Here is a 14,540-nt window from a genome sequence, read left to right on the forward strand (position 1 = left end):
TCAATGAACTCTTTTTTGAAGAAGAAGCCCGTCTTTGGGCAGAGGTGTACGGCAAGCAATCTGATAAGCCGGACCTTGAATCTCTTCAACGCATGTTGGAGAATATGAACCATTTGCTGCTTAGCTTAGAACTTCCGTGGGAACGCTTTATCCCTATCCTGTACCGAAGTTTTGCTCTTTACATGCGTCATCCGGACGAAAATACCAATAACCGGAAAACTTATCAGCTTTCTGCCCAACTCATGGACGCTGTTGTCTTTCTGTCGAAGAATACGAGCTTCATTCATTCTGTGCACCTTTTCTGTAACGTGCAGATTGCTGCGCTTAAAAAGCTACAGGATAAAGAAGCAGAAGTGAACTCAATTTAAATAAAGGATCAGGCACGGATGACGCGGATTAACACGGTTGTTTTATGTAATCATAGCATTAAAACCGTGAAATCCGCGTCATCCGTGCCTGAATATATTCAAATCCGTTCGGGATTAAGCCTGACGAGGAAATAAACCGAAGGTTATGGGAGGGAGTTAAGTTTGCTGTGATTGCTGCATAAAAGTTAATTGAATGTTCTTGTGAGGGTGTGTTAAAACCCTTATAAATAAAAAATCATCCTCGCTACAACTATCTGAACTGCACTCCTAAAGTTTTGTGTCCAACTTTTGGGGTGCAGTTCAATCTGTAGCGAGGGTGATTTGGTTGAAAGGGGAGTTTTGACACATCCCCATAAATTCGTATAGATACGATCTTGGCAACTTACTGAGTTTCGTATCCGCTTATTATTTCTTTTTCGGCTTTCTGCGTGCCCATCCTTCTTCGCTGAAGTCAGGCTCTTTATCTTTGAAGAACTGCTGCCAGTCATCTGTCTTTTTCGGCCCCCGTGCTCCGTAGCCGCGTTCTTCGCGACTGGGCTTCTCACTTCTTTTTTTCTTGTCGGTCTTGTCATTACCCCCTTTGGATGATCTGTCACTTTTTATTCCTCTTTCTAACTTTTCAGAACGTGAGCCGCGACCATTGTCGCTACGTCTCTCCGAAGAAGTACCGAAAGGACGTTTACCACCCCGACGTTCGGATGAGCCACCATTTCTGCGACCTTCTCCGTTTTCTTCACCGGCAATCTCGACAGATACCTTGCGTCCGTTCCAATTGGCCCGGTTCAACGCTTTAACAACGTTCTGCACCTCTTTTTCTTCTACTTCGAAGAAAGAGAAGTTCTTCATCAGGTCAATGCGTCCCAGCTCAATGCGTCCGCGTGTATTGTTATTCAGTAGAGTAATTAGCTCACTAGGGAAGAAACCGTCCATCTTTCCCAGGTTGATAAACAGGCGGGTAAAGCCCGGTGCGGCCTTCCGGACGCCTCTTTCACGGCTGTCGCGTGTGTTGCGTTCTCCACGGCTGTCGGTAGGAACTTCAATTTCTTCGCGATCACGGTAGTAATCCAGAAAGCGGTTAAACTCATGAGATACCATGCGTTTGATCAGGTCCTCTTTGCTCAACCATTCCAGTTTACGGTAAATCTCGGGCATGAAGTCAGTGATTTCTTCCTCGTTTACCTTCACCTTTTCCAGTTCGTCGATCACTTTGATAAGCTGTTTCTCGCAGATCTGCTTGCCTGTCGGCATCTCTCCGGGGATGAACTTCTTGCCGATAATGCGTTCGATTTCGCGCAGCTTGCCTTTTTCTCTCAGGTTGATGATGGCGATGGAAGTACCTGTCTTTCCGGCACGTCCGGTACGTCCGCTGCGGTGCGTATAGCTTTCCGTATCATCCGGCAAACCGTAGTTGATTACATGCGTCAGATCGTCTACGTCGAGCCCGCGTGCGGCGACATCCGTAGCTACGAGCAATTGCAGGTTGCGGATGCGGAACTTCTGCATCACTGCATCACGTTGGGCTTGTGACAATTCTCCGTGAAGTGAATCGGCGTTATAGCCTTCCTGCATCAGTTTATCGGCAATCTCCTGTGTCTCTTTACGGGTACGGCAGAAGATGATACCATATATCTGTGGGTAATAGTCGACGATGCGTTTCAGTGCAGCATATTTGTCTTTTGCCTGCACTGTATAAGCTACGTGTTTTACGTTGCTTGTGCTTTCGTTCTTGCGTCCGATGGTTATTTCTTTGGCATTGTTCAGGTAGTTCTTGGAAATGCGTGAAATCTCCGGGCTCATCGTTGCCGAGAAGAGCAATGTATTGCGTTCTTTGGGTACATCGGCCAAAATAGCATTGATGCTATCGGTGAATCCCATATTCAGCATTTCATCTGCTTCGTCCATCACGATGTTGTGGATGGTTGAGAGGGAAACCGTTTTGCGTTCCATCAGGTCGAGCAGACGTCCCGGGGTAGCTACGATGATATGTACACCGCGTTTCAGGCTGCGTATCTGACTGTCGATTGAGGAACCGCCATAAACGGGCAGCACTTTCAATCCGTCAATGTATTTCGAGTAATCATTCAAATCGCCCGCTATCTGGAGACAAAGCTCGCGTGTGGGGCAAAGGATAAGCGACTGGGGAACCCTGTTCTTTACGTCAATCTGTTGGAGCAGGGGCAGACCGAATGCGGCTGTTTTACCTGTGCCAGTTTGTGCAAGAGCTACTACATCATTATTTTCTCCTAAAAGGTACGGAATCACTTCCTCTTGTACCGGCATGGGATTCTCATATCCCATCTCTTCAATTGCTCTACGTATCTCCGGAGAAACGCCAAGCTCTTCAAATGTCTTCATTAAATCTCTGTATATCTTTTATTTCGGCTGCAAAGATAGAGAAAAATAATGAATAATGGATAATGGAAAATGGATAATTATTGCTGCCTGCATGGCATTATCCATTTTCCATTATTCATTATCCATTAATAAAATGCTGCGGAGCTGTTCTATTTCTTCTGCAGAGAGTCCGAGACCTTTCTTCAGATATGCCTGTACGCTGCCGTACTCCGCTTCTATCTGCTCTTTGGCGGCATTCAGAAAATCTTCTTTGGCAGAGTAAATCGTGGTAATCGCCTCTTGCGAGTTGATGGGTAATTTATAAGCATATTTAGATGCTTTGGGGATATTGAAGTAATCATTGCTCAGTCGGTAATCTTCCATGATAACTTCTTCATTGACTCCCAGGGCCGCCAGCACCAATGCCGAAGCGATTCCCGTACGTCCTTTGCCTGAGGTGCAGTGGATGACGGCGGGATAGTTGTTACGGTCGAGCAAGATTGTGAAAAGCTCCTTAAATTCTTTCGTGTAGTCGCTGACCAGCTTGCGGTTCATTTCCTCCACCAGCCGGTAGACTGTATCTGTTTTTATCTTTTCCTCCTGTATTTTTTGCAGGATGGATTCCATGTTTCCGGTAGGGATGGAGATATGCACGATGTTGAACGCGTCATCATGGAGTTGAGGATAATTGTGGCGCTCTTCTTCCGAACGCATGTCGATAATGGTCCGTATGCCCATGTTCTTCAGTTCCCGGCGAGAGCAGAAAGGAATACTGTCAATCTGTGCGGAACGATATAACATTCCCCAGCGGGTTACTTTTCCTGTTTCGCTGGATTTGTATCCTCCCAGGTCACGGAAGTTCTGTATACCGGGGATATTAACGTTGCGTGCCGCTACCTTGACCCGGTATTTGTTGTTGAATACCATCAGATAGTAGTACCGTTGACTGGGATCATCGGTGACGATTGTTTTCTTTCCTTTGGAAATGTTGATGATGTCCACAGGGTTGTCTTCCGGGATAAAGTCGGGGGCGGTAGAAGCATATATCTTTACCTGTCCTTTCAGTATCGGGGCTGTTTCCCATTTGATAATGCAGTTGCCCACATTATTCTCCTCGCATACCACAGAAATAGTAGGAGAGGTGCCGGAACAGGACGGGAGCACCAGTAGGATGGTAAGCCAGCTTAACAGGTTTTTGTACATAGTTTCTTTGTCTGAGTGAATCATGTACTGCAAAGATAAGAATTACCCGCAGATGTGATCATTCCTTTGCGATAATTAGCCAAAGTTAATAGTAATTTACGGGTAGGAGAGTACCCGTAAACAGCCTATTTGGTATAATTTCGGGCAAACTCTACCGGAACCGAATTGCTGAAGCTGCGACAGACTTCTGCTGCAAAGTCTTTTCCGCACTGAATGACTTTGTCCCATATTTCCTCGTTCAGGTTGTTCAGGTCACGGTAGCGGACATCGTATTTGAGCAGCCCGTAGATCAATCCGGCATTGAAGTTATCTCCGGCTCCGATGGTGCTGACTGCATCCAACGGCTCTATCGGATATTCTTTGCTCACTTGATTGGTACGGAGCGATACTTTATCGCCGCCTGCCGTGCAGATAAATCGGGGACAATAGAACTTGATCTTGTCCTTATAGATTTTGTCTGCATCCTGCATTCCGTACATATAGAAGAAGTCCTCCAGTGATCCGCGTACAATATCCGCATACTCCAGATTCTCGATGATTGTAGGAGCAAGTTTCATTGCTTCGTTCTTATGAGAGGAACGGAAGTTCGGGTCATAATAGATAATTGCCTTTTTGTCCCGTGCCTGATCAAGCAGTTCCAGTATCTTTTCCCGGAGTACAGGATTCAGTGCATAGTAAGAGCCTACCATGACAATATCATCCTCTTCCAGTTTGGGGAACAGAACATCCAGACGTTGCTTGGGGTAATCTTTATAAAAGATATACTCGGCGTCACTCTTTTCGTTGAGGAAAGCCAGCGACACAGGCGACTTGCCGTCAGGGAACACATTCACATGATCAGTCGGGATATGATTCTCGCGCATAAATTGCAGGATGATATTCCCTACGTGGTCATTTCCCGTTTCGCTGATGAATCCCACTTGGACTCCCATTCGTGCCAGGGATACGATGCCGTTGAATACAGAGCCTCCCGGTACGGCTGCGGAAGGCTGGTCGCCCCGGAAGATTATATCGAGGATTGTTTCTCCGATGCCGATTACTTTTCGCATAGTGACCTTGATTTTTCTCCCAGATAACCTCCGTGATGGCGTTTTGAGTATTCGGCGATCGTGAATCCTGTTTCCTTCATGGTTTGTACTACCAGTATATCACCGATAACGGTCATGGCGGTAGTCGAAGTAGTGGGGGTCATCCCCAGCGTACACACTTCGGCAGGTTTGCCGGTACTCAGACAGACGTCCGATTCATGTGCCAGCGGGCTGTCAGGATTACCGGTGATAACGATAAACTTCAGTTCCGGGTCCAGATTATGGGCCAGTTGTGTTAATTCAACAATCTCGCGTGTCTTGCCGGAGTTGGAGATAAGCAGCAGCAAATCGTTTCTTTGTAAAATTCCCAGGTCGCCGTGTTGTGCTTCGCTAGGATGCAGAAAGACTGAGGGAATGCCTGTGGAACAGAAAGTGGTAGCGATGTTCATTGCAATCTGTCCGGCTTTTCCCATACCGGAAGTTACCAGTTTTCCCTTTTTCTGATGTATCTGTTCTACAATCAGTTTCACAGCTTTCTCGTAAGCGTTTGTTACAGGGATGTTGAGCACTGCTTGTGCTTCCTGTTGCAATAGTTGTTTGATGGAGTCTATCATATGATCAGTATATTTTTTCTTTTAATTCTTCCAGAGTGTTTGCTACTTCGTAGTATGTAGAGAAGGGCTTCCGGGCGAATCCTTTGCTTTCCAGTGTGCCGAGTGCCTTCAGCAGTTCGTCGTAAAATCCATATTCATTGTAGAAGATGACTTTTTTCTGGTGGTATCCGATGGAAGCGGCGGCTATTACATGGAATATTTCGTCGAGTGTACCCACACCGCCGGGTAGTGCCACCAGTATGTCCGACTTTTCCGTCATCACATTCTTACGGTCACTCAGATTGAGGGTGTGGATTATTTCGTCCGGTTGTGTGCTTACGCTGTTTTTCTCTTCCAGCAGGGTCGGGACTACTCCGATAACTTTTCCACCGTTTTCTTTTACGGCACGGGCCACGCATTCCATCAGCCCGAGACTAGCTCCTCCATAAATCAACGTTTTGCCTGTCTGCCCTATCCATTCGCCTATCTGGCGGGCACTGTCGAAGTACATTTTGTCAATGCTTTCCGAGGCAGAACAGAATATTCCTATCTTTTTCATACACGTTGTAACTGTTATAGTCCACAAATATCTGCAATTTTCTATAAACGACAATAAGTTTTATTGTATTTTTGCGGCATTAATTCAATAAGGAAGTAGAAAACAATGCAATATAACGAATATACATTGCCGAATGGCCTGCGTATCATCCACGAACCGACTCTGTCGAAAGTGTCTTATTGTGGTTTTGCCATCGATGCCGGAACACGTGATGAAGCGGAGAATGAGCAGGGGATGGCTCATTTCGTAGAGCATCTTATTTTCAAGGGGACGGAGAAACGGAAAGCCTGGCATATCCTCAACCGGATGGAGAACGTGGGGGGCGACCTGAACGCTTATACAAATAAAGAAGAGACGGTAGTCTATGCCGCCTTTCTGACCGAGCATCTGGAGCGTGCCCTCGAACTGTTGGGGGATATTGTGTTTCATTCTACTTTCCCTCAGCATGAGATAGAGAAAGAGACAGAAGTGATCATCGACGAAATCCAGTCATACGAGGACAATCCTTCGGAACTGATTTTCGATGATTTCGAAGATATGATCTTCCGCAATCATCCGTTGGGAAGGAATATTCTCGGTAAACCGGATTTGCTGCGGAGTTTCCGCACAGAAGATGTCCTTTCGTTTACCAGGCGATTCTATCAGCCGGGGAATATGGTATTCTTTGTTCAGGGGCAATATGATTTCAAGAAGATTGTCCGTCTGGCGGAGAAGCATCTTGCCGATGTTCCGGCAGTAACGGTAGATAATCAGCGTGTGCCTCCTCCTCTGTATGTGCCCGAACGTCTGGTAGTGCCTAAAGATACTCATCAGGCACATGTGATGATCGGCAGCCGTGGATATAATGCGTATGACGACAAGCGTACGGCCCTTTATCTCCTGAATAACATTCTTGGCGGTCCGGGCATGAACAGTAAGCTGAACGTGTCGCTTCGCGAACGTCGCGGACTGGTCTACAATGTAGAATCCAATCTGACTTCTTATACGGATACCGGTGCCTTCTGCATCTATTTCGGAACGGATATTGAAGATATGGATACCTGTCTGAAACTCACCTACAAGGAATTGAAACGGATGAGGGATGTGAAGATGACATCTTCGCAACTGGCAGCAGCCAAAAAGCAGCTGATCGGGCAGATCGGAGTGGCATCGGACAATTTTGAGAACAATGCGCTGGGAATGGCGAAAACATACCTGCATTATCACAAATACGAGTCATCGGAGGTGGTATTCAAGCGTATCGAGACGTTGACAGCAGAGCAACTGATGGAAGTTGCCAATGAGATGTTTGCCGAAGAGTACTTATCGACATTGATTTACAAGTGATTTATTATATTTGAGCAGGACTGTACGAATGGTAACTAATTAGCTTTATTATACTTTGTTGCTACTTCCGGAAGAAGACCTGCCTATCTATTATAGGCGGGTCGGTTTCTTTAATACCAGCAGACTTTCCGGTCCCATATTGAAAAGCAGGTCGATAATACTCAGATTGGGAAGAAAACCGAGTTTGGATTCGAAGACCTGGTAATATGGTTGCGGGCTAAATTCCGGATCAGTTGTGCGGAAGTCTTTCTTGGGATGAATGCTTTCACGGAAATCAGTCTCTTCCGCACTGAATTCCATTTTATATGCTGAAGTCCGTTCTATATTGGGCTGAATGTCTATCAACTGACAAACCAAACGGCATATTTCTTCGTTGAAATCGATCAAAAACTCGTATTTCTTTTCGTAAAAGGGGCGGAAATCATCTTTATAATATTCGAAGAAAGGAGTGTTGTTATACGCTGATTCAATGGCGTTCCAGTGCAGATGGCGCCAGTTGCCGTGATCGGAGATGCGTATATCTTTCATCGGACATTTCAATGTATCAGGTTTGACAGTCGGGATGGAGAGTGCCAATTCACCGTCGGGACCGGCAATCGTACAACGGTTGCGGTAAGTTTGCTTGATGTAGTGGTCGTGCTGTTCGATGTATATTTTATCATATTCCAGCAATTTGGTATAATATTCTACTGGAGCGAGGTAGGCGGATGATAAATAAGCTATTCTCATTATTTGATGTGTAGATGTTATGTTGAAAACTATGTATATGGATTATTTCACCGATTGAAAGAAGCGGTTCCAGCGGTACCCGTCCAGTATTCCCGTTCCTTTTTCCTTGGAGAACCAGATCAGCGACGCTTTCCCGATCATATGATCTTGCGGAACGAATCCGAACAGACACGAGTCGGACAGGTTGACGCTGTTGTTGGAAGCCATCCAGTAGTAATCTTTGGTGAAGAAACAATGCTGTGTAGGTTTTCCGTCGATATAAAGCGTATCATTCTTTATTTCCGCCTGTTTGCCTTCGTGCATCACGAGGGTATTTCGCAGTAGCGTGATATTCCACGGATATACTCGTAGTGCTTTCCCTTTGCTGGGGACGATAAGCGGTTTCAGTTCCTTGTCTTGTTTTTCCGTTAGAGGCCGAATCCAGTTCCGGTCGCCGATGGCCTGTTCCAGCAGATAATATTCATATCGGCTGAAACTGCGGACATGAGTACTGTCATCGCTTCCCATCAGTCCGTCGTTGGTGATGGAGAGCGTCCGGATAAGGGATGTGATCAGATTCTCTTTGGAGGCAGGGTAGGTATAAAGTCTCTTTTTATCGGGGTTGAACTGCGCTTCGGGAGAAGAGACGGAAAAGAGAGAATCGACAAGTAACGTATCGCCCGGAGTACCGATGCAACGGCTGATATAGATTTCCCGTCGGTCAATCGTAGGTTGCTGAATGCCGGCAGGATTGTTGAATACTACGATGTCCCGCTTCTGTACGGGGCGTTCGCGCCAGCGATGATAGGAAAATGCCGACATCAGCGGGAGGCGCAGACCGTAACTCCATTTGTTTACCAGAATACGTTCACCCTGAAAGAGAGAGTTCTCCATGCCGGTGGAAGGGATAAGGCAGGATGTAAAAGCAAATCCCCGAAGCAGAAGCACAATGGCTATTGCGCCGGCGAATGCTAGTATCCATTTGAATTTACGAATGTTCATCAACTTTTATCACCTTATCGCACTATGATGTTCGTATCTTATCAGTCTACCCACTTGAAGATGCGGTTCCAACGGATCTTTCCGTCAAACCATCCGCGGTCTTTGTCAAGTGATAGCCATACAACGATCGGTTTACCCACTACGTGATCTTCGGGAACAAATCCCCAGTAACGGGAGTCTGCCGAATTGTGGCGGTTGTCACCCATCATCCAGTAGTAGTCCATCTTGAAGGTATATTGGTCGGTTTTCTCGCCGTTGATGTAGATTCCGTCCGGCTTGATCTCCAGTTTGTTACCTTCGTAGGCCACAATACAGCGCTCATAGATAGGCAGATTGTCCTCGGTCAGAGTAATGGTAGCACCTTTGGCAGGTATCCAGATCGGACCGTAGTTGTTGCGGTTCCACTTGGTGTATAAGTTCAGCGGGTACATTTGTCCGGCATACTCTTCCGGTTCCATCACGATCTTGCTGATCAGCTTTTTATTGCCGGACAGCGTATCGTACATTTTCTTCGTCAGCGGCAGATGATAGATAGGAGCCATCTTGCCTTGTGCGTTATGATTGTTTAGTCCGATCTGCGCAAAGGTTTCTTCCCATGTGGGGTCATCATACAATGCCTGGTCGTCTTTGCTGATTCCTAATTCGCGGAACATATCTTCCGGGATATACGGGCCTGTGGTCTGTACAAAGTAGTTGAATTGCAGGTTCTCCGGATTCTCAATGGCCTTGCCGTCAATCATCACCTGACCGTCTACAATCTGGAGTGTATCACCGGGCAGGCCGACGCAGCGTTTTACATAATTCTCACGACGGTCTACCGGACGGTAAACCACCTTGCCGTAATTGCGTGGATTCGACAGAATCTGTTGGCGACCGGCATTATAATACAAGTCATAAACAGCGCGTTGTTGCTCGCGTGTCAGGCTGTCCATCTCTATCTGCTTGGGGTACAGGCGCTGACCTTCACCATAAGCTATCGAGTAGAAATCTCTCTGCTGATCGTTGAGTGCTACTGTGTCACCGGCAGGAAAGTTGAAAACGACGATATCGTTCAGTTTCACTTTTCCGAATCCGGGAACTCTTTTATATTTCCACTGAGGCCATTCGATGTATGATTTGGTATTTAAAACAGGCAACGTATGCTGAGCCAGCGGCATAGATAGCGGCGTATTGGGCACGCGTGGTCCGTAACTCATCTTGCTGACGTATAGAAAGTCGCCTACCAGCAATGACTTTTCCAGTGAGGAAGAAGGAATCTGATAATTCTGGAAAATGTAGATATTGACAAAGTAGACAGCAACCAAAGCGAAAACAATGGCATCTACCCAGCTCATGATGCTACGGACGGTAGGATTCTTCGATTTCTTCCAGAATGACCAGGGTATTTTCTTGGTGATATAGATATCGAAGATAAAAGGAACGACAATCAGCCCCCACCAGCTGCGTACCCAGATGAGGAAGGCGAGATAAAGGAGAATAGCAATGGTGCATTTGATCCATTGTGTGCGTGTGGCTTGTCTCATAATCTAAAATTCGTTTGATAGTGGCTTTGAAGCCTTATTCGTTTAAGAATGGGAATAAATCACTCATACCCAGATATCCCTCATGCTGGGCGGTGTATTCGGCAGCCAGTATGGCTCCCAATACAAAGCCGCCGCGATTTTTGGCATCGTGCGTGATTGAGATACTGTCTACGTCAGATTCGTAACGGATGGTATGAATACCGAAAACCTCCCCTTCACGGATCGAGTCGATAGGAAGCTCGTTGGAAGCGCAGGCGTCGGTGCCGCTGACAGTGCCGTCCGGTGCAAGGAGCGTTCCTTTTACCCATTTGTCTTTGCGGTTCATATTCTCCAGTATTCCTTCTGCCAGCGTGATGGCGGTTCCGCTGGGCGCATCCATCTTATGGATATGATGAGTCTCGCTCATAGTGACGTCATAAGCGGGAAATTGATTCATTATCTTTGCCAGATGCTTGTTGACAGCTGAGAAAATAGCGACTCCCAGACTGAAGTTGGACGACCAGAAAAGAGTCTTTCCGCCTTCGGTACACAGTTTCTTGATTTCTTCGCCATGCTCTGCCATCCATCCTGTGCTGCCCGATACTAACTTGACTCCGGCTTTGAAAGCTTTCATATAATTGTTGTAGGCTACCATCGGATTGGTAAATTCAATGGCTACATCGGCGGACTTGAATGCTTCCGACTCAAAATCTTCCTGATTATCTACATCAATAATGCAGACTATTTCGTGTCCGCGACTAAGGGCTGCCTTTTCAAGTTCCTTGCCCATTTTTCCATAACCGATCAACGCTATTTTCATTGTTTTCTGACTTATATTCAAAATAATAGTCGCAAAGATAAGATTTTTATTACATTTGCAGTGCACATTAACTTTCTGTTAACATGGAACACCTTCTCCACTATGTGTGGAAACATAAATTATTCCCTCTCCAAATACTGCAAACCACCGAAGGCTTACGGGTAGAAGTAATCGATTCCGGACTGCAAAACTCTGATGCCGGTCCCGACTTTTTTAATGCAAAGCTGAAGATCGACGGCACATTGTGGGTGGGAAACATAGAAATACATACTCACTCTTCAGACTGGTACCGTCACGGACACAACAATGACAAGGCATACGATTCGGTGATTCTGCACGTCGTGGAAGAAGCGGATACCGAAGTAACCCGTTCCGACGGAGAGACAATTCCCCAACTGCGCTTGACTTGTCCCGAGAATATACAAACCCATTATCACGAACTTTGCAGGGCCGATCAATATCCTGCCTGCTATTCCATCATAGGGTCCTTATCCAAATTAACAATTCATTCCTGGCTGACAGCGCTCCAAACCGAACGTCTGGAACAAAAGGCGAAGCAGATTACCGACCGGCTGGAACGGTGCAATCATCATTGGGAAGATGCTTTCTTTATCACTCTTGCCCGTAATTTCGGTTTCGGCCTGAATGGCGATGCTTTTGAGACGTGGGCAGGACTGCTTCCGTTCCGGGCGATAGACAAGCATCGGAATGATCTGTTTCAGATAGAAGCTTTTTTCTTCGGACAGGCCGGTTTGCTGGAGGAGGCGTTTTTGAAGAAGGAGCAGGAGGACGAATATAGCCTCCGGCTCCGTAAGGAGTTTCGCTATCTGCAACGGAAGTTTGAGATGACGCAGGTAATGGATGCCGGTTTATGGCGTTTTCTGAGGCTTCGTCCGGAAAACTTTCCTCATATCCGGCTGGCTCAGTTGGCTTATCTGTATCAGAAAGTAGACAAACTCTTTTCGCAGATGATGGAGGCGGAGACTTTGCCGGAAGTGCGCCAGTTACTGTCCACGCATGCTTCGGCTTATTGGGATCATCATTATATATTCGGGCGGACTTCTCCGCAAAGAGAGAAACAGATGGGAGAGAAGTCGCAGAACCTGATTGTGATTAATACCGTTGTTCCTTTCTTATATACGTATGGCTTGCACAGATCCGACGACCGCATGTGTGACCGTGCCGGACGTTTTCTGGAAGAACTAAAAGCGGAGGACAATCATATCATCCGGTCGTGGAGGGATGCCGGGCTACCGGTCGGTTCGGCGGCAGATAGCCAGGCATTGATACAGCTTCGCAGGGAGTATTGTGATAAACGAAAATGTCTCTTTTGCCGTTTCGGATACGAGTATTTGCGGAAGAAATGAATAGCTTATTTCTCTAATAACTTATAGACTGCATTTAGAAGATCATCGGACATATAAGGTCTGGGAGCTTCCCGGTTCACAATGTTTCCTTCCTTGTCTATCAGCATATAGGTGGGGAAAGAGTGGACGCCAAGATATTTTTCAATGGCATCTTGTTGTTGGTCGGGCAAATTGTAGTGGACCGCACTTTTGCTTGCCAGACCATATTCTTTGATGATGTTTTTCCATGATTTATCCGAAGAATGATTGCATAGATACAAGAATATGACGTCTTTTCCGGCAAATAGTTTTTTACTCGCTTTTGCATATTGCATCATGTTTTTGCAGGGACCGCACCAAGTGCCCCATACGTCGAGATAAATCACTTTCCCCTTATAAGGTTCGATGATTTTACGGAACAGTTGTTCTCCATCGGTGATTTCCGCCAGAGGTTCGTTGGGCATCAGGCTTTCAGGATGTTCAATCGTCTTATTCGATAATTTCTCATATTTCTGTTGCTGAGATAGTATGTAGACTTGCAGGGAAGGATTGGAAACTTCCTTCTTATATTGCTCGATAAGTGTATGTGGCAACTCATTGTGCCTGTTTTGCAACATTTCATAATAGTATTGGGTCTTGAGTATCTCTCTTAAGTTTGTATCCATTTGCAGGGAGTCGATGATTGACAATTTACGATTGGCGGAATTTTTAGCCAGCTGCTCTTGTACATAATTGGTGAGCAGGTTATCTTTGTTTACCAGTTGCTGCACTGTTTCTATGATTGGTTTTAGTTTTTCAGTGTAAGCTATTACTTCCAGCGAGTCTGCCTTGGATGCTTGCAGTTCATTAACCTTATCCTGATATACACAGAAATTGCGTAGTGCATTTTTCTCTTCCTGAGTTAATTTAATCTTTCCTTTGGCATCAAATTCAGAATAAATTCTTTCCAATTCCTGTGGTGTCAGATTTACGTTCGGATTGGATGGCGGCAGGATATCGTCGATATATCCGGTATAGTCTCTCATAAAAGAAGAATAGTCTCTGAGAAGCGTATACGGCTGTACGGGATTTGGATAAAAGGCGGAGTCTACGTAAGCCATAAATCCTTTTTCCAGTTGCTCTTGTTTATTACGATCGACTGAGAAACGGCGTTGCATCAAACCGTATGCTGCGCCATAGCGGATTTGATTCTCTGTGTAGTAACGGTATTTGTTGGAGAGTAACGGATGTTCCCGAAGTATCTTTTCCCGGTATTCCGATTTGTGTCGGGTAATTTCCTGTGTTTTGTGCAAATAATCTAAATTGCTCATTTCCTTTCCTTCGTCGTAATCGATATATTCTCTGAGTTCTTCATAACTCACCAGCTCGTTGAGCGCGCGCGCCTTGTCGCCCATAAAGAATCTTTTTCTTTCGTTATAGTCTACATACAGGAAATAAGTTTCGCCCGGTTCTACTGTCGAACAGATAGTAGTACGTCCCCAGTCGATAAATACATTGTGGGTGTTCAATACGGGAAAGCGGATGATGAATCGTCCCAGAGAATCGATATCAGTGTAATATTTCTCTTCGTTTTGAGTGACCATATCGGGCACCGTCACTTCGAAAGGTCTGTCGGAAGGTAGGTTACGCAGATATCCGACGAGGGTTACACTATCCGTGTGATATCCGTTGTCGATGTAGGGTGTATGATCGGGAGATGGATAATCGGGTATGCAATGTAAGTATTCGATAAACTCCCTCGTATAGTAGGT

Annotated in this window: 13 protein-coding genes; 3 read left to right on the top strand and 10 right to left on the bottom strand. The window is 45.9% G+C overall.

Features of this window, described 5'->3' with window-relative positions; all coding sequences use genetic code 11:
• On the top strand, positions 1-368 hold a 368-nt coding region (locus HMPREF2794_RS07285), incomplete at its 5' end, for a hypothetical protein (RefSeq protein WP_070751253.1).
• A gap of 405 nt (positions 369-773) precedes the next feature.
• On the opposite strand, the gene HMPREF2794_RS07290 is transcribed toward HMPREF2794_RS07285, so the two are convergent.
• The 5 genes from HMPREF2794_RS07290 to HMPREF2794_RS07310 form a co-directional block, all read right to left on the bottom strand.
• On the bottom strand, positions 774-2,723 hold the full coding sequence (locus tag HMPREF2794_RS07290) for a DEAD/DEAH box helicase (protein ID WP_070751254.1): 1,950 nt from the start codon (positions 2,721-2,723) through the stop codon (positions 774-776).
• Positions 2,724-2,834: 111 nt separating this feature from the next.
• The gene (locus HMPREF2794_RS07295; protein WP_022302418.1) at positions 2,835-3,905 is read right to left on the bottom strand and encodes a tyrosine-protein phosphatase; all 1,071 of its coding nucleotides are present in this window, start codon (positions 3,903-3,905) and stop codon (positions 2,835-2,837) included.
• Between the two features lie 125 nt (positions 3,906-4,030).
• The gene (locus HMPREF2794_RS07300; RefSeq protein WP_010536046.1) at positions 4,031-4,954 is read right to left on the bottom strand and encodes a carbohydrate kinase family protein; all 924 of its coding nucleotides are present in this window, start codon (positions 4,952-4,954) and stop codon (positions 4,031-4,033) included.
• Positions 4,942-5,547 carry an SIS domain-containing protein gene (locus HMPREF2794_RS07305; protein ID WP_070751255.1) on the bottom strand — a complete coding sequence of 202 codons (606 nt, stop codon included), beginning with the start codon at positions 5,545-5,547 and terminating at the stop codon, positions 4,942-4,944. Before HMPREF2794_RS07305 ends, HMPREF2794_RS07300 begins: the two co-directional genes overlap by 13 nt.
• A 4-nt stretch (positions 5,548-5,551) precedes the next feature.
• Entirely contained in the window at positions 5,552-6,085 is a 534-nt protein-coding gene (locus HMPREF2794_RS07310; protein WP_055269513.1) for an LOG family protein, read from the bottom strand.
• A gap of 105 nt (positions 6,086-6,190) precedes the next feature.
• On the opposite strand from HMPREF2794_RS07310, the gene HMPREF2794_RS07315 reads away from it, so the two are divergent.
• Positions 6,191-7,411, top strand: coding sequence for a M16 family metallopeptidase (locus HMPREF2794_RS07315; RefSeq protein WP_022302420.1), 1,221 nt, complete (start codon positions 6,191-6,193; stop codon positions 7,409-7,411).
• A gap of 90 nt (positions 7,412-7,501) precedes the next feature.
• Here HMPREF2794_RS07315 and HMPREF2794_RS07320 read toward each other — a convergent pair whose 3' ends face one another.
• From HMPREF2794_RS07320 to dapB, 4 genes are read right to left on the bottom strand one after another with little or no spacing between them, the layout of a single operon-like run.
• On the bottom strand, positions 7,502-8,140 hold the full coding sequence (locus HMPREF2794_RS07320) for a WbqC family protein (protein WP_010536050.1): 639 nt from the start codon (positions 8,138-8,140) through the stop codon (positions 7,502-7,504).
• 42 nt (positions 8,141-8,182) lie between these two features.
• Positions 8,183-9,121 carry a signal peptidase I gene (gene lepB, locus HMPREF2794_RS07325; protein WP_070751256.1) on the bottom strand — a complete coding sequence of 313 codons (939 nt, stop codon included), beginning with the start codon at positions 9,119-9,121 and terminating at the stop codon, positions 8,183-8,185.
• A gap of 41 nt (positions 9,122-9,162) precedes the next feature.
• Positions 9,163-10,644: a signal peptidase I gene (gene lepB / locus HMPREF2794_RS07330; RefSeq protein ID WP_055269516.1), complete on the bottom strand. Its 1,482-nt coding sequence runs from the start codon at positions 10,642-10,644 to the stop codon at positions 9,163-9,165.
• 34 nt (positions 10,645-10,678) lie between these two features.
• Complete coding sequence (gene dapB / locus HMPREF2794_RS07335; protein ID WP_010536053.1) at positions 10,679-11,443, bottom strand: 4-hydroxy-tetrahydrodipicolinate reductase; 765 nt, start codon at positions 11,441-11,443, stop codon at positions 10,679-10,681.
• A gap of 83 nt (positions 11,444-11,526) precedes the next feature.
• Here dapB and HMPREF2794_RS07340 point away from each other — a divergent pair, with 83 nt between their 5' ends.
• Positions 11,527-12,810, top strand: coding sequence for a DUF2851 family protein (locus HMPREF2794_RS07340; RefSeq protein ID WP_070751257.1), 1,284 nt, complete (start codon positions 11,527-11,529; stop codon positions 12,808-12,810).
• A gap of 5 nt (positions 12,811-12,815) precedes the next feature.
• Here HMPREF2794_RS07340 and HMPREF2794_RS07345 read toward each other — a convergent pair.
• On the bottom strand, positions 12,816-14,540 hold a 1,725-nt coding region (locus HMPREF2794_RS07345; RefSeq protein ID WP_070751258.1), incomplete at its 5' end, for a TlpA family protein disulfide reductase.

Source organism: Bacteroides sp. HMSC067B03 (assembly GCF_001811315.1).
Lineage (GTDB): Bacteria > Bacteroidota > Bacteroidia > Bacteroidales > Bacteroidaceae > Bacteroides > Bacteroides faecis.

Bases quoted from the DNA above. Each gene is read 5' to 3' on its own strand.
- dapB (WP_010536053.1), bottom strand. From the start codon at position 11,443: ATGAAAATAGCGTTGATCGGTTATGGAAAAATGGGCAAGGAACTTGAA.
- lepB (WP_070751256.1), bottom strand. From the start codon at position 9,121: ATGAACATTCGTAAATTCAAATGGATACTAGCATTCGCCGGCGCAATA.
- HMPREF2794_RS07315 (WP_022302420.1), top strand. From the start codon at position 6,191: ATGCAATATAACGAATATACATTGCCGAATGGCCTGCGTATCATCCAC.
- HMPREF2794_RS07320 (WP_010536050.1), bottom strand. From the start codon at position 8,140: ATGAGAATAGCTTATTTATCATCCGCCTACCTCGCTCCAGTAGAATAT.
- HMPREF2794_RS07310 (WP_055269513.1), bottom strand. From the start codon at position 6,085: ATGAAAAAGATAGGAATATTCTGTTCTGCCTCGGAAAGCATTGACAAA.
- HMPREF2794_RS07290 (WP_070751254.1), bottom strand. From the start codon at position 2,723: ATGAAGACATTTGAAGAGCTTGGCGTTTCTCCGGAGATACGTAGAGCA.
- HMPREF2794_RS07305 (WP_070751255.1), bottom strand. From the start codon at position 5,547: ATGATAGACTCCATCAAACAACTATTGCAACAGGAAGCACAAGCAGTG.
- HMPREF2794_RS07295 (WP_022302418.1), bottom strand. From the start codon at position 3,905: ATGTACAAAAACCTGTTAAGCTGGCTTACCATCCTACTGGTGCTCCCG.
- lepB (WP_055269516.1), bottom strand. From the start codon at position 10,644: ATGAGACAAGCCACACGCACACAATGGATCAAATGCACCATTGCTATT.
- HMPREF2794_RS07340 (WP_070751257.1), top strand. From the start codon at position 11,527: ATGGAACACCTTCTCCACTATGTGTGGAAACATAAATTATTCCCTCTC.
- HMPREF2794_RS07300 (WP_010536046.1), bottom strand. From the start codon at position 4,954: ATGCGAAAAGTAATCGGCATCGGAGAAACAATCCTCGATATAATCTTC.